This window comes from Pantoea sp. Seng (assembly GCF_009829935.1).
Classification (GTDB): domain Bacteria; phylum Pseudomonadota; class Gammaproteobacteria; order Enterobacterales; family Enterobacteriaceae; genus Pantoea; species Pantoea communis.
Genome location: NZ_SZZV01000005.1, coordinates 42537 through 60288, shown reverse-complemented (window position 1 = coordinate 60288; position 17752 = coordinate 42537). Strand labels below are relative to the sequence as shown.

Annotated in this window: 13 protein-coding genes and 1 pseudogene; 6 read left to right on the top strand and 8 right to left on the bottom strand. The window is 55.9% G+C overall.

Annotated elements, in window-relative coordinates:
• Positions 1 to 2 precede the first annotated feature (2 nt).
• A complete protein-coding gene (locus FD737_RS06390; RefSeq protein ID WP_160833029.1) occupies positions 3 to 1418 on the bottom strand; it encodes a cytochrome ubiquinol oxidase subunit I in 1416 nt (471 codons plus the stop codon).
• A gap of 568 nt (positions 1419 to 1986) precedes the next feature.
• Between FD737_RS06390 and yghX the strand changes: the two genes are divergently transcribed.
• Complete coding sequence (gene yghX / locus FD737_RS06385; RefSeq protein ID WP_160833028.1) at positions 1987 to 2877, top strand: YghX family hydrolase; 891 nt, start codon at positions 1987 to 1989, stop codon at positions 2875 to 2877.
• Positions 2878 to 2939: 62 nt separating this feature from the next.
• Here yghX and FD737_RS06380 read toward each other — a convergent pair whose 3' ends face one another.
• From FD737_RS06380 to FD737_RS06360, 5 genes are all read right to left on the bottom strand, one after another.
• Complete coding sequence (locus tag FD737_RS06380; RefSeq protein ID WP_160833027.1) at positions 2940 to 4070, bottom strand: mandelate racemase/muconate lactonizing enzyme family protein; 1131 nt, start codon at positions 4068 to 4070, stop codon at positions 2940 to 2942.
• On the bottom strand, positions 4067 to 5842 hold the full coding sequence (locus tag FD737_RS06375) for an alkaline phosphatase family protein (RefSeq protein ID WP_160833026.1): 1776 nt from the start codon (positions 5840 to 5842) through the stop codon (positions 4067 to 4069). Before FD737_RS06375 ends, FD737_RS06380 begins: the two co-directional genes overlap by 4 nt.
• A gap of 11 nt (positions 5843 to 5853) precedes the next feature.
• Positions 5854 to 6549 (bottom strand): GntR family transcriptional regulator, encoded by a 696-nt coding sequence (locus tag FD737_RS06370; RefSeq protein WP_058959309.1) that lies wholly within the window; start codon positions 6547 to 6549, stop codon positions 5854 to 5856.
• A complete protein-coding gene (locus FD737_RS06365; protein WP_160833025.1) occupies positions 6549 to 7901 on the bottom strand; it encodes an MFS transporter in 1353 nt (450 codons plus the stop codon). Before FD737_RS06365 ends, FD737_RS06370 begins: the two co-directional genes overlap by 1 nt.
• Positions 7902 to 8159: 258 nt before the next feature.
• A complete protein-coding gene (locus tag FD737_RS06360; RefSeq protein WP_034823303.1) occupies positions 8160 to 8531 on the bottom strand; it encodes a helix-turn-helix domain-containing protein in 372 nt (123 codons plus the stop codon).
• A 101-nt stretch (positions 8532 to 8632) separates the two neighbouring features.
• Here FD737_RS06360 and FD737_RS06355 point away from each other — a divergent pair, with 101 nt between their 5' ends.
• Both FD737_RS06355 and treF read left to right on the top strand, forming a co-directional pair.
• Positions 8633 to 9487, top strand: a complete 855-nt coding sequence (locus FD737_RS06355) for an SDR family oxidoreductase (RefSeq protein ID WP_160833024.1) — start codon at positions 8633 to 8635, stop codon at positions 9485 to 9487.
• A gap of 317 nt (positions 9488 to 9804) precedes the next feature.
• Positions 9805 to 11460, top strand: coding sequence for an alpha,alpha-trehalase TreF (gene treF, locus FD737_RS06350; protein ID WP_160833125.1), 1656 nt, complete (start codon positions 9805 to 9807; stop codon positions 11458 to 11460).
• Positions 11461 to 11587: 127 nt separating this feature from the next.
• Here the strand turns inward: treF and FD737_RS06345 are convergent, their stop codons facing one another.
• Positions 11588 to 12412 carry an alpha/beta fold hydrolase gene (locus FD737_RS06345; protein ID WP_160833023.1) on the bottom strand — a complete coding sequence of 275 codons (825 nt, stop codon included), beginning with the start codon at positions 12410 to 12412 and terminating at the stop codon, positions 11588 to 11590.
• Positions 12413 to 12629: 217 nt separating this feature from the next.
• On the opposite strand from FD737_RS06345, the pseudogene FD737_RS06340 reads away from it, so the two are divergent.
• Positions 12630 to 14219, top strand: a pseudogene (locus FD737_RS06340) (MFS transporter).
• 6 nt (positions 14220 to 14225) lie between these two features.
• On the opposite strand, the gene FD737_RS06335 reads toward FD737_RS06340, so the two are convergent.
• A complete protein-coding gene (locus FD737_RS06335) occupies positions 14226 to 15134 on the bottom strand; it encodes a LysR family transcriptional regulator (RefSeq protein ID WP_160833022.1) in 909 nt (302 codons plus the stop codon).
• Positions 15135 to 15263: 129 nt separating this feature from the next.
• On the opposite strand from FD737_RS06335, the gene FD737_RS06330 reads away from it, so the two are divergent.
• Together FD737_RS06330 and FD737_RS06325 are read left to right on the top strand one after the other, a co-directional pair.
• On the top strand, positions 15264 to 15824 hold the full coding sequence (locus tag FD737_RS06330) for an antibiotic biosynthesis monooxygenase (protein WP_097118086.1): 561 nt from the start codon (positions 15264 to 15266) through the stop codon (positions 15822 to 15824).
• A gap of 19 nt (positions 15825 to 15843) precedes the next feature.
• Positions 15844 to 17712: an amidohydrolase gene (locus FD737_RS06325; RefSeq protein ID WP_370523023.1), complete on the top strand. Its 1869-nt coding sequence runs from the start codon at positions 15844 to 15846 to the stop codon at positions 17710 to 17712.
• Positions 17713 to 17752 lie beyond the last annotated feature (40 nt).

Genomic DNA, 17752 nt, shown 5'->3' with positions numbered 1-17752 from the left:
AATTATTGCTCCCCACGTTTATGGGTATTGGCCGCTGACAGCGGACGGGCCGGAGTGTGTTGCTCGCCCGGGCCACCGTGCGCCACTTCTCTACCTTCACCGGTCACTGGACCTTGTTTAATCAGGCGCATCATGTAGTGATAGCCGACACCAAACACCGAGCAGTAAACCACGATGAACGCCATCAGGCTGATGCTCATATGCAGATTGCCATGGGCGGAGACCGCATCAATGGTGCGCTGCACGCCATACACCACCCACGGCTGGCGACCCATTTCGGTGGTGATCCATCCCGCCAGAATGGCGATCAGTCCCGATGGCCCCATCAGCAAGCAGAACCACAAAAACGGCCGCGACTGATACAGGCGCTTCTTCACCCGCAGCCACAGGCTGATCACTCCCATACCGATCATCAACAAACCGAGCGCTACCATCACGCGGAACGACCAGAAAATCACGGTGGAGTTTGGGCGATCCTCTTTCGGGAAGGTTTTCAGTGCCGGGATCTGCTTCTGAAGGCTGTGCGTCAGAATCAGGCTACCGAGATAGGGAATCTCCAGCGCATATTTGGTGCGCTCCTGCTCCATATCCGGCACACCGAACAGAATCAGTGGCGTGGCTTCACCTGGCTTGTTTTCCCAGTGCCCTTCTATCGCCGCGATTTTGGCTGGCTGATATTCCAGCGTGTTCAGGCCATGCGCATCGCCGAGAAACGCCTGAATCGGTGAGACGATCAGTGCCATCCACAGCGCCATCGAAAACATCTTGCGTACGGCTGGGTTGTCATTGCCGCGCAGCAGATGCCAGGCCGCTGAAGCGCCGACAAAGAAGGCACTGGCGAGGAAAGCCGCGGTGGACATATGTAGCAATCGGAACGGGAATGAGGGGTTAAAAATGATCTTGAGCCAGTCCTGCGGCACCACAACGCCGTTTTCGATGATGTAACCCTGTGGGGTATGCATCCAGCTGTTACTGGCCAGAATCCAGAAGGTCGAGAAAATGGTGCCTAACGCCACCATGCAGGTGGCGAAGAAGTGCAGACCAGGACCGACGCGGTTCCAGCCAAACAGCATCACACCGAGGAAACCCGCTTCCAGGAAGAAGGCGGTTAACACTTCATAGGTGAGCAGTGGACCGGTGATACTGCCGGCAAACTGCGAGAAACCACTCCAGTTAGTGCCGAACTGATAGGCCATTACCAGCCCGGAGACTACGCCCATACCGAAGTTAACGGCAAAGGCTTTGGACCAAAAATGATAGAGATCGCGATAGGTCTCGTTGCGGGTTTTCAGCCACATCCCTTCGAGCACCGCCAGGAAACTGGCGAGGCCGATGGTGATGGCTGGAAAAATAATATGGAAGGAGACAGTAAAAGCGAACTGTATCCTTGCCAGGTGAAAGGCATCTAATCCAAACATTGCTTACCTCATTGCCACAAAGTGCACTGGAATTTTTACTTATAATGAATAACAGCGTGCGGGGAGTTATTTCGTCTTATCGAATGAAAGGTCGCACTAATGTAAAGGGAAGACGCCAGAACGAAAATAAACAGAGGAAGTCTGTAAAACTATAACAGTGTTTTTTGATGGCGATCATTGTCTCGATCAGAGATTAATTGATTGATATGATAGCCACAAGGTTAACAATCATCATTTATTTTGACGATATTGTTATTAATCCATGAGTCAGAACTTCAGCGTTAGCAAGTAAGCACTTCATTTGATTATTATTAAATGCAGACAACATAAAGATTAATTAACTTTCTCGCTAAATGGCGTGTCAATAATTCCAGACAATATGGTGTTATCCCGATTGTTAATTAAAATGGCCTGTTTTTAATATCAAACGATATATTTTTCCAGACCTGCACTCAGCGCATCGCGCTCTCTTCACTCTTAACGCTTTGCGGCATAGCGTTTGCAAGCATTAACCCGCTGTGCTTTTTTAGAGCAGCAAAGCCATCGGTTAATCAGCGAAGGAGAGGTTATGACCCGTCTTACCGCACAGGATTTTCCCCAGGAACTGCTTGAGTTATATGACTATTACGCGCACGGCAGGATCAGTAAACGTGAGTTCATCACCCTGGCCGCCAAATTCACCATCGCCGGTATGACCGGTGCCACCCTGCTTACCGCCATGAGCCCCAACTATGCACTGGCGCAGCAAGTTGAATTCACCGACCCCGAGATCAAACCCGAATACATCCACTATCCCTCTCCGCAAGGCCATGGCGAGGTGCGCGGCTATCTGGTGCGTCCAGCCAAGGCAAACGGCAAAGTGGGCGCGGTGGTGGTGGTGCATGAGAATCGCGGACTGAATCCATACATTGAAGATGTCGCACGTCGCGTGGCCAAAGCCGGATATATCGCGCTGGCACCGGATGGCCTGAGCTCACTGGGCGGTTATCCGGGTAATGATGAAGAGGGTCGTGCAATGCAGGCCAAAGTCGATCCCACTAAGTTGATGAACGACTTTTTTGCTGCCGTCGATTTCCTGATGCACCACGAGGAAGGCACTGGCAAAGTGGGGATCACTGGCTTCTGTTATGGCGGCGGTGTGGCGAATGCTGCTGCAGTGGCCTTCCCCGAACTGGCTTGTGCAGTGCCGTTTTATGGTCGCCAGCCCAAAGCGGAAGACGTGCCGCGCATCAACGCCCCGCTGCTGCTGCACTATGCCGCGCTAGACAAAGGCATCAACGAAGGCTGGCCAGCGTATGAAGAGGCGCTGAAAGCTAACCATAAAACCTATGAAGCCTATATCTATCCCGGCGTAAATCATGGCTTCCACAACGACTCGACCCCGCGTTATGACAAAGCGGCAGCAGAGTTAGCGTGGAGCCGGACATTGGGGTGGTTTGAGAAATATTTGCACGGATAATGCCAGCACCCGGCGGCGGGACGCGCAACGAGGACGGCCCTGGGGCCGTCCTCTTCTCACGGCTACAGTGCGAAATGTCGCAATGCATCACGATTGATTTCAATGCCTAATCCCGGCCCGTTCGGGATTTGCACCCACCCTTTTTGCTGCACAATGGGCTCAGCAATGATGGCCTGTCGAATCGGATGCTCGGTTTGATCGAATTCAAGCAGCGGCTGAACCGGTTGTAACGACGTGGGCGTATGCGTGGGCACTGTCGCCATCCATTGTAACGAAGCTGCAATACCAATGCCGCTGCCCCAGACATGCGGATTGACGCGCACACCAAACGCCTGCGCCATATCAGCAATCTTCTTGCACTCTGATAAACCACCGGCCGCACAAATATCGGGTTGGATAATATCCATCGCCTGCTGTGTCAGCACTTCGCGGAAACCATAGCGGGTGAATTCGCACTCGCCACCGGCTACCGGGATATCAATCGCGGCTTTCACTGCACGGTAGCCGGCTAAATCTTCCGGCGGCACTGGCTCTTCAAACCAGCCAATATCCAGCTCTTCCACTTCCCGGCCAAGCCGAATGGCGGCTATCGCATCATAGGCATGATTGGCATCGATCATTAGCGCCGCGTCTTCGCCAATGGTGTCGCGAATGGCCCGCGTCACGGCCGCATCCTCACTCACGCCAAATCCCACTTTGAGCTTCATTGCCTGGAATCCCTGCTCTATGTAACCCGCCGCTTCTTCGCACAAATAGTGCAGCGGATCCCCACTGTCACGCCGATACAATCCGGTGGCGTAAGCCTGCACTTCGGTTCGCGTGGCGCCACCCAGCAGTTGATAAGTCGGGACGCCAAAATATTTGCCGCGCAGATCCCACAGCGCGATATCAATGCCGCTCAATCCCTGAATCACCACGCCTTTTTGGCCGTGGTCGCGCAGTCTGGCGTAAAGTTCCTGCCAGAGAAACTCGCTGCGCAATGCATCTTCGCCAATCAACATCTGCCCGAGTTCCTCCACCACCGCTTTGGTGATGCGCGCCGGACCGTAGCACTCTCCCCAGCCAACCAGCCCCTGATCGGTCACGATCTCCACCAGCATCGCGGTGCGGGTATCATAACGGGCACGTGAATAGGCGAACGGTTGGCTAAGTTTGGCACTCAGCAGATGCGTATTAACCGCGGTGATTTTCATGATTGTGGCTCCTGCGGGGTGTCAAAAATTTCACTCATGATGCGTCCATCGAGATCGCGTGTGTCAAGGCCAAGCCAGTGCGCCAGCGTTGCCGCCGGATCGGTCATGCGGTAAGGCCCACGCTGCTGGCGCGGATGATAGTAGCCTTGTCGAATACCTTTGCCCCACGCCAGCATCACGCCATAGTTGGAGCCAAGCGCGGTTTCTGCGGTGGGTTTCTGCGGGCCATGATTTGCGCCAGGCTCCTCCACAGCACAAATATCTTCACCCGTCTGGCTAACGCCCCAGACGAAACCGGTGTTGTAGGCAAAGACAATGTCGCCTGCGCAGTCGCCCCAGAATCCCAGAGCCACTGCATCGTCACGTCGCAGCGCGATACTCACCGCGTTACGCACGCCATCGCCCTCCTGCACCTGCCAGCCGCTCAATGCCTGCAGGGTGCGCGCGCAGAGATCGTCAACCTGCTGTGGCGCGACGACGTCATGATTCACAAAGATTTCCAGGCCGCCACGCTCTGCTTTGAGATAGAGCGGCGAACGGGCCATATCCGGCAAGCCTTGCGCGTCCAGTACGGCCAGCGCCTGCTTTTGCAGATAACGATAGATGTCACACATATAGCTGTTGGGCACAGCGCCGTGATCGGAGGCGAGCATTACCAGCGTTTCCTCGTCCGTTTCATCCAGTAAGCGGCCAATGCTGTGATCAAGGATTTGGTAACTGCGCCGCATCACCGCGTCGTGTTGCTCTGCCTGTTGTGCATCAAAGAACGGGGAGTCCGGATCGGTCTGCCCAAGGCAGTTGTGGTGCGATTCATCCACCAGTCGGTGCACCGTGGCCCACAATGCAAACCCCTGGCGTTGCGTTAATTCCAGCGCGCTATCCACCAGCCACTGTGACTGCTCATCACCCTCTTGCCAGGTTGCCGCCAGATAAGGGGTATGCGGTGCCGCTTTTGCCACCCATTTGCTGAAGAAAGGCGTTTGTTGCTGTAAATAACGCGTATCACTGCTTAGGGCATCGGCACGCGTTACCTGGCTTTGCAAAATTTCGATATTGCCCTGCGTATCGCATTCACCGCAGTAAAAACGCACGCAGCCAGGAATGTCATAAGCGGCAAGCGACAGCCAGGCAGACCACTCTCCGATCGGCAGGACAACTCGCTGTTCACCGAGCAGCAGGGAGGGCTGTCCCTGCTCAACCTGCAGCGTTAACGCCAGCTCATCACCCTGCCCGCCGCGTAACCACAGGACATAACCCTCTTCGCTCACCTCAAGCGCCTGCCACGCGCCTTTATTGTGATACGCCAGCGCACTTTTCGGTGGCCAGCCCAGCGTTTGTTGCTTTGCACCGCCCTGGCCTAAACGCTCGCTGAGGCGCGTGGTGTGTCCCATTGGCCGGAATATCTCGCCCGGCCACGGCTGAGCACGTCCCCAATAGGGCGCAAAGCTGAAGTGGTCGCCATCGGCTTTAACGCTTTCCGGAAAATGCACCAGTGCCGCACGCTGTCCAGCCTCTTGCAGGGTTGCCAGCAAGTTGTGGCTTTGCTGATTGTCGGGCGGCAATCCCTGGCCAATCCAGCTGGTGCCGGGACTCTGCCCGGTCAGAAAGGTCACCCAGTTCACATCGCCCCATGCCGAGATAAAGGGCAGCAACTCCGCTGCAGAACCCTGCTGTAACATGCGGGCAATGTGGGGCAGCGCGCCCTGTGCCACATAGCGTTGCAGCAGCGGCATGGTCAGGCCGTCAACGCCAAAAATAATCGCCTTGCGCATCGTAACTCCTGTCAAAGAGAGGGCGTGAGTCGCACGCCGGGAGAGGGGAAGCCGGGCTGCTGCATCAGCCCTTCCAGAATACTTTGCAGGCTACTGCGGATGTGTAGTCGCATCGCCTGTTCGGCCGCATCGGCATCGCGCGATTGCATGGCCGCTAAAATCTGACAATGCTCGAGCCAGGATTGCCATTTACGGCCTGGCAGATTCATCGCGATAACGTGAAACAGCTGAAGACGATCCAGATAAAGCGTCATGATGCTGCTGATATAAGGATTGTCGGCGTGCGCAAAGATCAGCGTATGGATCTCATCACCGGCATCGGTGGCATTCAGTTCATCGTCACGCAGACCTTGCTCCAGCGCGGCCAGCTTATCCGCCATCACCGCCAGCTCATGATCAGGCGTTCGCTGCGTCGCCTGCCGCGTGGCAATCCCTTCCAGTGCCTCACGAATGACAAACAGCTGTTGAATATCCTGCAATTTGATTTCGCTGACGAACCAGCCTTTGCGTGGCGTCAACTCCACAAAGCGTTCCTGCTGCAGGCGATACAGCGCTTCACGTATTGGCGTGCGACTCATGCCCAACTGGTCAATCAATCCCATCTCTGTCAATGAGCTACCCGGTGCCAGCGTCAGTGACAAAATCATCTCTTTGATACGCCGATACGCTATTTCGCTGAGCGAAGGCTTGTAGCCAGGACTCTCCATTACGCTTCCTCCCCAACATCGCGCAGTTCAAAACGTTTGATCTTGCCGACCATGAACAGATAGAAAAGGATCACTGCCACCGCATGCGCGATCACGAACCACAACACGCCGTTGAAAGATCCGGTGAGTTGCAGGATGAAGCCGATGATGATCGGCGTGGTGATGCTCGACGCATTGCTGAAGGTGTTAAGCACGCTGCCGGATAAACCTGCGATCTCTTTTGGCGCGCTGTCAGCGTTGACCGTCCAACCCATGCCGCCGATGCCTTTGCCGAGGAAAGAGGCCGCCATAATCGCGATAACGGCAGTTTCTGAGTCGGTGTAATTACACAGCACCATGACGCAACACAGCAGCATGCCGCAGACAATCGGCAGTTTGCGCGCCAGTGACAGCGACATCCCGCGACGAATCAGCACATCTGACAGGAAGCCGCCCATAATGCCGCCAAGGAATCCGCATACTGCCGGAATGGCAGCGACAAACCCCGCTTTCATGATGGTCATGTGCTTTTCCTGCACCAGGTAAACCGGAAACCAGGTGATGAAAAAGAAGCCAATCGCGTTTAAGCAATATTGCGCAAGGTAGATGCCCAGCATCATGCGGCTGCTGAGTAGTTGTTTCAGCCAGCTAAGGCGCGGCTTGTGCTTATCGCCATCCATATTCACCAGCGCCCCACCCTGCTGCATATGATCCAGCTCAGCCTGGTTCGTCATCGGATGGGACAAGGGATCGTGCACCAGTTTGCGGAATAGCGGCAGGAAGGCGATGCCGATCAGACCCAGCACGGTAAACACCGAGTGCCAGCCGTAGGTATGTGCCAACCAGCCCATCAGCGGGGCAAAAAATACGGTGGCACCGTATTGCGCGGAGGCAAAGATCGCCGCCGCCGTGCCGCGCTCAGAAGCCGGGAACCAGGCCGCCACCAGGCGACTGTTCGCCGGAAATGACGGTGACTCCGCCGCACCGACTAAAAATCGCAGACAGAACACCACCACGACCGCCGCCGCGCCAGTGACAAAACCCGCGAGACCCGTCATCAGGGTGAACAGCGACCAGAAAAAGATGCTCAGGCTGTAGATCAGTTTCGAGCCATAGCGATCCAGCAGCCAACCACCCGGCAACTGGAACAGCACATAGGCCCAGCCGAATGCCGAAAAGATCACGCCCATGTCTACGGCGTTGAGTCCGAGATCTTTTGCCATCCCCGGCCCCGCCAGCGAGATCGAGGCGCGGTCGGCATAGTTAATCAGCGTGACAAAAAACAGCACGGCGACCACCAGCCAGCGCACGTTCGTTCTGCGTGCACTGATCGCCTTATCCAGCGTTATCGATTTAGATTGTCCCTGTGGCATGACGTACCTCATGACGACAGCATTAACCTTTTGGCCGTGGTGTTTTTGGCCCCGTAACGCATCAAATTCAAGTTGGATGCGGATTGTATACAACGTAGATACAGGCTGGAGAGCGCGCCAGCAGGGTTACGGGTAACCGCTGTTTTTTGGTCATAAAGTGTGAGAAGGATCGAGAGATTCAGGGGGAGATCAGGAAAAAATGTGAAGGTGATCAGGGTAAAAAACGAGTGGGTCGGCACTCTGCGCCGACCTCGCGATTCAGGCGGATTGCGCATCCTTCACAATGCGATGCACATTGCTTTCCAGCCAGTCGGCCAGGCCAATCACGTGCCCTTCGACTTCACGTCCGAGCGGCGTTAGTCGATACTCCACATGTGGCGGCACCACTTCATAGGCAATGCGCTCGATAAAACCATCTTCTTCCATATAGCGCAGCGTTTGCGCCAGCATGCGTTCACTGACGCCACCAATCTTCCGGCGCAGCTCGCTAAAACGCAGCGTTTCTTCGCGCAGCGCTAATAATACCAATACGCTCCAGCGGCTGGTGATGCGCTTGAGCACGTCGCGTGAAGGGCAATTGACGTTAAGCAGCTCACCGCGGATAAATTTATTACTCAATTTTTCAGACATTTATGCTGCCTCTTCCAAACTAACAAATCTGTAAGTACTTACTAAAAGTTAGTTTATCCCTTAGGCTGATTTCATTCCAGCTCAAACTGAAGGAGAACATCATGATTGCGATTACCGGTGCCACAGGCCAACTGGGCCGTTTGGTGATTAACGAGTTACTGAAAAAAGTGCCTGCCAGCGAAGTGATTGCGGCAGTGCGGTCACCTGAGAAAGCAGACGATTTGAAAGCGCTGGGCGTGACGTTGCGCGCGGCGGATTACAGCAAGCCAGACACGCTGAAAAGCGCGTTCAGCGGCGTCGACAAACTGCTGCTGATCTCTTCCAGCGAAGTCGGCCAGCGTGAAGCGCAGCACCAGGCGGTGATTGATGCGGCAAAAGCGGCGGGCGTGAAGTTTATCGCTTACACCAGCCTGTTGCATGCGGACACCACCACGCTAGGTCTGGGCGTCGAGCATCGCGCCACAGAAGCGATGCTTAAGGCCTCAGGCGTGCCCTATGCCCTGCTGCGTAATGGCTGGTACACCGAAAACTATGCCGCCAGCATTGCCCCAGCGCTGGCGCATCACGCCTTTATTGGCGCGGTCGGTGAAGGCCGCATCTCATCGGCCGCTCGCGTGGACTATGCCGCCGCAGCAGCTGAAGTCATCAGCCGTGACGATCAGGCAGGCAAAGTGTACGAATTAGCCGGCGATGAGAGCTACACGCTGGCCGAGTTCAGCGCCGAGATTGCGAAACAGTCTGGCGAGCAAGTCGATTACATCAACCTGCCGCCTGCTGAGTTTGAGGCAGCATTGAAAGGCGCCGGTTTGCCGGATGGATTGGCAGAACTGCTGGCGGACTCCGATGCCGGTGCCGCGCAAGGCGGATTGTTCGATGACAGCCGTTCACTGAGCAAATTGATTGGTCGCCCGACCACGCCGTATGCTGATGTGATTAAAGCCACACTGGCGAAATAATGCCTGTTCAGGCCAGCGCGATCTGGCCTGATTCCCGTCTCGTATGCCACCAAATGATCAAAGCCAAACGCGGTATTTAAGCCAAATAATGGCGATTTTCTTATTTACAGATAATTCTGTGCACTGATTTGAACCAGCATTTAAAACACTGCTTTCATTTCCTGAAATATAGCTTGTTGTAATCGCTGTAAATTCACTAAAAAGCCGGATCAATCGACAAGATTTATTACGTTCATAGATATTTCGCATTGTTGTCTCGGCTATTCAAAGCTCTATAATTTGTCCTTTGAGCAACCAGGCAATTTCAGGAGGCCGCTATTAATACTAATCAGCAACATCAAGCTTTCGGGGAACACGAAGCCCATGCTGATCTGGGGTATCAATACGATCCTCACGAATTTATCCGCGAAGGCATGGAGGATTCCGAGCCGGAACCGGAGCTGATCCAGGGTCTGCCCGCACCAGATGCGCTCACCCCTGCCGATCGCTACCTTGAACTGTTCAAGCACGTGCAGATGTCGCGCATATTTCCGGATGGAAAAACATTCCCGGACTGCGCGCCAAAATATGATCCGCTGGATATATTAATCCGCTATCGTCGCACTCGTCGCTCGGCCGAATTCGATCTCGAAAAATTCGTGCACGACCATTTTTATTTACCCCAGGTGAATGAAAGCTTTTATGTTTCCAATCCTGATAAATCGCTGACGGAACATATTGACGAGTTGTGGCCGGTGTTAACCAAAATGCCGCAACAGCATTTACCGCACTCATCGCTGCTGCCGCTGCCAAAACCTTATGTGGTGCCAGGCGGGCGTTTTGGTGAGACCTATTACTGGGACTCCTATTTCAGCATGCTTGGCCTCGCAGATGCCGGGCGTGACGATCTGCTGCGCGATATGGCAGACAACTTCGCATGGCTAATCGATAACTACGGTCACGTGCCCAATGGCAATCGCACCTATTATCTCAGCCGCTCACAGCCGCCGGTGTTTGCCCTGATGGTGGAGCTGTTTGAAGAGGATGGGATTCGCGGTGCCAAACGTTATCTCGACCAGCTGATGAAAGAGTACCAGTTCTGGATGGATGGCGCGGGCGAGCTGATGCCACATCAGGCTTATCGCCACGTGGTGCGCATGCCCGATGGCTCGCTGCTCAACCGCTACTGGGATGACCGCGACACCCCGCGTGATGAGTCGTGGATGGAAGACGTGGAAACTGCCAGCAAATCCAGCCGACCGGCTAATGAGGTCTATCGTGATTTGCGTGCCGGTGCCGCATCGGGTTGGGATTACTCCTCACGCTGGTTGCGCGATCCGCAGCGTCTGGCCAGTATTCGCACTACCCAGTTTATTCCAGTGGATTTGAACGCGTTTCTCTACAAACTGGAGCTGATGATCTCCACCCTGTCACACGCCAAAGGTGAAGAGCTAACGGCGCTGGCGTGGCAGAAGAAAGCCGACACGCGTAAGCAGGCGATTCATCGTTATCTGTGGGATGACACCGCAGGCGTATACCGTGATTACAACTGGCGCGATGAGCGCTTCGGTGCCTTCACGGCAGCGGCTGTGGTGCCGCTGTTCCTCGGCCTGGCCACGCCGGAGCAAGCGCATCTGCAGGCGGTGGCGCTGCGCCAGTTGCTGCTGACGCAGGGCGGTCTGGTGACATCGATGGTAGAGAGCGGTGAACAGTGGGATAAACCCAACGGCTGGGCACCATTACAATGGATGGCGGTAGTGGGTCTGAATCATTACGGCGAAGAGACGCTGGCGACAGAGATTGCCGTTAACTGGCTGACCACGGTGAAGAACTTCTATTCGCTGCATCACAAGCTGGTGGAGAAGTATGACATCAGCGGCGATCGCGCCCGTCCGGGTGGCGGCGGTGAATATCCACTGCAGGATGGATTTGGCTGGACCAACGGTGTGACCCGCAGGCTAATGTCGATGTACGGGCATCTGCTGGCGGATTAAAACAGAAAGGGCGCATCAGGCGCCCTTTCTGTTTGGTGGTCATTATCGCAGCGGCTTATTGCGCATCTGTAAGCGGCGATGCAGCCCTGGATTCGCGCGATAAATTGCGCCGCTACGCAACCTGCGCTTATTTATTTCCCTGCAAGAACGCCAGTAAGTCGTCGTTCAACTGATCCTGATGCGTCACCGCAAAACCGTGCGGGCCGTTTTCATACACTTTCAGCTCCGATCCTTCGATCATCTCGTGTACCAGCTTACCGGTGGCTTCAAAGGGTACAATCTGGTCGTTGCTGCCGTGGATCACCAGCGTCGGCACATCCACTTTGGCGATATCGGCGCGGAAATCGGTCTCGGCAAAAGCCGTGACACAATCGATCGTTCCTTTCAGTGAGGCCAACAGCGCGATATTCAGCGTCTGCGTCATTACGCCATCTGAAATAGTCTGGCCGGCATTGGCACCATAAAACGGCGTGGCGAAGTCTTTGATAAACTGCGCACGATCTTTACGCAAGCCGTCTTTGATACCATCAAATACTGCTTTTTCAACACCTTCCGGATGGTCATCGGTTTTGCCGAAGATTGGCGTCACCGCGCCCAGTAGTACCAGCCCTTTCACTTTCGCCGTACCGTAGCGACCGATATAACGTGAGACATCACCACCGCCCATTGAGAAGCCCACCAGCGTGATGTCATCCAGTTGCAGATGCTCAATCAGCGCATGAATATCATCGGCGAAAGTATCGTAATCGTAGCCTTCCCACGGCTGCTCAGAGCGACCAAAACCGCGACGGTCAAACGCAATCGCACGATAGCCGCGTTCGGCGAGGAAATTCAGTTGGCTATCCCACATATCCGCATCCAGCGGCCAGCCGTGGCTGAACAGCACGGGCTGTCCTTTGCCCCAATCTTTGTAATACAGGTTAACGCCGTCTTTTGCTTTGAATGTGCTCATGTTTTTTGCTCCGTTTAGTGAGTGATGTTGTGTCTGCCAATCAAACTACATTCGGTTGCTGTAAAAACCTAAAGCAGAGATTTTGACAACTTGTTCAAAGATTTTTGCCCTGCAAAGCTGTCAAAAAAGCCTGAACAAGTTGGCCGATTTTTTCCGCTATCAAGCGTCTGGCGGGATTCGTAAGGTGCATACATCGCACATTTACAGGAACACGATGATGAGCCAGCAAAACCCAACGCCGCCACGCGGCGGTGCTTTTTCTCCCTTCGCCTACGGGCTGTTCGCCCTGATCTGGACCGCCTCGGTACTCGGTAATACCGGCAGCTTTATTCGCGACGTCGCCAGCGCCTAGTTAGTCACCGGCTTATCCGATAATCCGACCGCCGTGGCGTTGATGCAAACCGCCGCCACCCTGCCGGTGTTCCTGTTGGCACTGCCCGCGGGCGTGCTCTCTGATATCGTCGATCGCCGTCGTCTGCTGATCGTGGTGCAGATTCTGATGGCCAGCGTCAGCGGCACTCTGCTGGTGCTGTCGCACAATCACTGGCTCACCGTGGAATGGCTAATCGGCCTGACCTTTGTCGGTGGCATTGGTGCTGCGCTGTTTGGCCCGGCCTGGCAGGCGATTGTCCCTGAACTGGTGCCGCGTCATGAGCTAAAAAACGCCGTAGCGCTTAACTCGCTCGGCATCAATATTGCCCGCGCCATCGGGCCTGCCACTGGCGGTTTACTGCTGGCAAGTTTAGGCGCCATGGCGGCCTACGGTGCCGATGTGGCGAGTTATTTTTTCGTTATTGCTGCTCTGGTGTACTGGAAACGTCCGGCGAAAGCCAAAACCGAACTCAACGAACACTTCTTTGGTGCCTTCCGCGCGGGCCTGCGTTATGTCAAAGCCAGCCGTGAACTGCACCGCGTGCTGTTCCGCGCTGCGATGTATTTCGCCTTTGCCAGTGCCATCTGGGCGCTACTGCCGCTGGTAGCACGCACCATGCTGCACGGTACCGCAGGCTTTTACGGCTTGCTGCTGGGCGCAGTGGGCGGCGGTGCGATTGCCGGTGCGCTGCTGTTGCCGCGTCTGCGTAGCAAACTCAGTAACGATGGTTTGCTGCTGCTCTCTGCGGTGCTGAGTGCGCTGGTCATGCTGGCATTAGCGATGAGCCCGCCGCAGTGGCTGGCGCTGCTGTTGATGCTGGTGCTGGGCGTTGGCTGGATTATTGCACTGACCACCTTGAACGGCGTAGCGCAGGCGGTGCTGCCGGATTGGGTGCGCGGTCGCGGTCTGGCGGTGTATCTGATGGTGTTTAACGGCACATTGGCCGGTGGCAGTCTGGCGTGGGGTCTAATCGCGCAGCAACTGGGGCTGGCCACCACTTTGCTGATTGCCGGGGCCGGTCTGGTGATCACTGGCGTGCTGCTGAAACGTCTGACACTGCCTGCGGGTGAAGCGGATCTGCAACCCGCGGAGCATTGGGCCATGCCGGTGGTGCACGATGATGTCGATGTGCGTCATGGTCCGGTGTTGATTCAGATTCGCTACCGCGTGCCGCAGGAAGATCGCGCCGCGTTCAAAAAGGCGATTCACAAATTGGCACAGTCTCGCCGCCGTGATGGCGCCTATTCGTGGGGACTCATGGAGCAAACCGACGATCCGACAGCATTGCTGGAGTGGTTTATGGTGGAGTCCTGGCAGGAGCATATGCGTCAGCACCAGCGTGTGTCGCACGCCGATGCCGAACTTCAGCAGGCAGTTTTGCAATATCATCAGGGTGAAGAAGCCCCGCAGGTCAGTCACCACATTGCGATATAACAGCCTTTACGCGGGAGAATAAATCTCCTGCAATCCAGGAAGCGTGAGCAGGTGCTCACGCCACCAGGTTGCCGCATTGCCGGTCGCGGTTTCATTCCACGCCAGATACGCCATATCGCGGCGGCATTCGCTATCCAGCTGGCGCGCCAACAGCGCGCCACTCTCCAGATGCGGCCTCGCCAGGTATAACGGCAGGTAACCACAGCCCAAGCCATCCAGTTGCGCCTGCAGTTTCGCAGGGAAGTCATGCACGCTCAGCGTCTTCTGCTCATCCAGCACGCGTAAATCAATACCTGCACCGTGACGAGACGAGTCGTGCACTGTCACCGCGCGGTACTGACGAATCTGCTCGCGCAGCAGTGGTTCAGGTGCGGAAGCGAGAGGATGCTCCGGTGCGACAGCAAACACATAATCCAGCCAGCCGAGCGGCTGGCAGACAATCTCTTTGCGCGTGGCGGGTTCCTGCACCGCGCCAAAGACAATGTCCGCTTCGCCATAGTTGAGCGCTTCCCAGCAGCCAGCCAGCACGTCCTGACGGAATTGCAGCTGAGTATGCGGGTGCTCCTGATAAAACTGATCAATCAGCGGCGTGAGAATGCGAAACGGCAGTGAGGCATCGACGCTGATCACCAACTGGCTTTCCCAGCCGCTTTCGACGTAGCGCGCCTGCTGTTCTAACTCATTCACCGCGCGCAGCAGGGTGCGTCCTTTTTCCAGCATCAAACGCCCGGTCGGGGTGAAGGTGGCGCGATGGCCAGAGCGATCCAACAGCGTGATCTTGAGATCGCTCTCCATCTTCTGCACGGTGTAGCTCAACGCCGACGCGGTTTTAAACAAGCGCGCAGCCGCAGCGGCAAAGGTGCCGTGGCGATCCAACGCGTCCAAAATCAGCAGCGCCTCAAGGTTTAAACGCATACCCCATGCCTCCCCAAAAATTGTTGAACAACAACCCAAAATCTATCCGTTATCAATAAACGCTCTCATTTCGTATTTTTTTACTCAACGACGCAAGCACTTTCACCAGCGGAAACTCAGGAACTTACGATGAATTACTCACAACAAGCCAACCATGTGACGCTGGTGATTACCCACAGCATCCTGCCAGAACAGCAGGCCCATTATGAGCAGTGGCTCGACACCATCATGCCGCAGGCTGCGAGCTTTCCTGGCCATCTTGGCGTCAACGTGCTGCGCCCGGTGCACGGCGACAATGCTTACACCGTGCTGATTCGTTTTACCGGATTGGATGAGCTGTACGCCTGGCTGAAATCGGATCAGCGCAAAACGTTAATCCAGAACCTGCCAGCGATGCTGGCACTGCCGGAACACATTGAAGTGCGCCCCGGCGCCGCGTTCTGGTTTACCCCGACGCAAAAAGGCCAGGTCAAACCGGCGAAATGGAAACAATACTTACTGACGCTGGGGGTGATTTTTCCCTCTACCAACCTGGTGCCGTGGTTCTGGAATCAGGTGTTGCCCGCCGCGCACGGCACGCTGTGGGGCCACTTACTGAATGATGCCAGCGTGGTGGCACTGGTGGTGTTCTTGTGGATGCCGATCGTTACCCGTGTTTTAAAACAGTGGCTTATTGGCCGCAACGCGTAATCTAACTGGAGAAGAGATGATGACAACGGCCTCACTGATTTTTACCAACGGCAAATTCCATACCGTGGATCGCGCCAACCCGCTCGCCACTGCGGTGGCGATCAAAGACGGCAAGTTTCTCGCGGTAGGCAGCGAAGCGGAAGTGATGCGCTTTGCTGGCAGCGACACGCAGATTATTGATGCCAAAGGCCACACCGGTATTCCTGGCCTTAACGACTCACACCTGCACCTGATTCGCGGTGGCCTTAACTACAACCTTGAACTGCGCTGGGAAGGCGTACCGTCACTGGCCGATGCGCTGCGTATGCTGCGTGAACAGGCGCTGCGCACCCCTTCACCGCAGTGGGTGCGCGTCGTCGGCGGCTGGAGTGAATTCCAGTTTGCTGAACGCCGCATGCCGACGCTGGATGAGATCAATGCCGCCGCGCCGGATACGCCAGTGTTCATCCTGCACCTGTATGACCGTGCCCTGCTGAACCGCGCTGCGCTGCGCGTGGTCGGTTACACCAAAGACACGCCGAACCCACCGGGCGGTGAAATCCAGCGTGACAGCAACGGTAACCCGACCGGCATGCTAATTGCGCGCCCTAACGCCATGCTGCTGTACGCCACGCTGGCGAAAGGACCGAAGCTGCCGCTGGAACAGCAGGTTAACTCCACACGTCAGTTTATGCGTGAGCTGAACCGCCTCGGCCTGACCAGCGCCATTGATGCGGGCGGCGGCTTCCAGAACTATCCCGATGATTACGATGTGATTTCGGAACTGCACGCCAAAAAGCAGCTGACGGTGCGCATTGCCTACAACCTGTTTACCCAGCGTCCCGGCCATGAACTGGAAGATTTCGAGAAGTGGACCGACATGCTGAAGCCGGGCCAGGGCACCAATTTCCTGCGTCATAATGGAGCGGGCGAGATGCTGGTGTTCTCGGCGGCCGATTTCGAAGACTTCCTCGAACCGCGCCCCGACCTGGCCCCCGGCATGGAAGATGAGCTGGAGCGCGTGGTGCGCCATCTGGTTGAGCATCGCTGGCCGTTCCGTCTGCATGCCACCTACAACGAATCGATCTGCCGCATGCTGGACGTGTTTGAAAAAGTAAACCGCGATATTCCGTTTAACGGCCTGCACTGGTTCTTTGACCACGCCGAGACCATCACCGAAGCCAACATTGAGCGCGTTAAAGCGCTGGGTGGCGGGCTGGCCGTGCAGCATCGTATGGCGTTCCAGGGGGAGTACTTCGTCGATCGCTACGGTAAAGAAGCCGCCAAACAGACGCCGCCGGTGGCGCGCATGCTGGATGCGGAGGTGCCTGTCGGTTTGGGCACCGATGCCACGCGCGTCGCCAGCTATAACCCATGGACCGCGCTCTACTGGCTGGTTTCTGGCCGCACCGTCGGCGGCATGCAGTTGTACGATGACAATGCCCGTATTGACCGCGAAACCGCGCTGATGCTGTGGACCAAAGGCAGCGCCTGGTTCTCCAGCGAGCAGAATGCAAAAGGGGAAATCAAAGTCGGTCAGTTAGCGGATCTGGTGCTGCTGTCGAAAGATTTCTTCAGCGTGCCGGAAGAGGAGATTAAAGGGATTGAATCGGTATTAACGCTGGTCGATGGCGAAGTGGTGTATGCCGCAGGCGGCTTCACGCCGCTGTCACCGCCACCGGTGCCAGTGTTGCCAGAGTGGTCTCCGGTGGTCACCGTGCCGGGCCACTACCGTAGCGCGCCACCGCAAGCCAGTGGTCGTGCGGCGATGATGCCGAAAGTGCACCAGTGTAGCGGCCCTTGTGGGGTACACAGCCACTCACACGATGTGGCACGCCAGTCTTCGGTGCCGGTGTCGGATAACCATGCCTTCTGGGGTGCGCTGGGCTGTTCGTGCTTCGCGTTTTGAGTTAAAGGCGGTTTATGGCCCTCTCCTGGTGAGAGGGCTT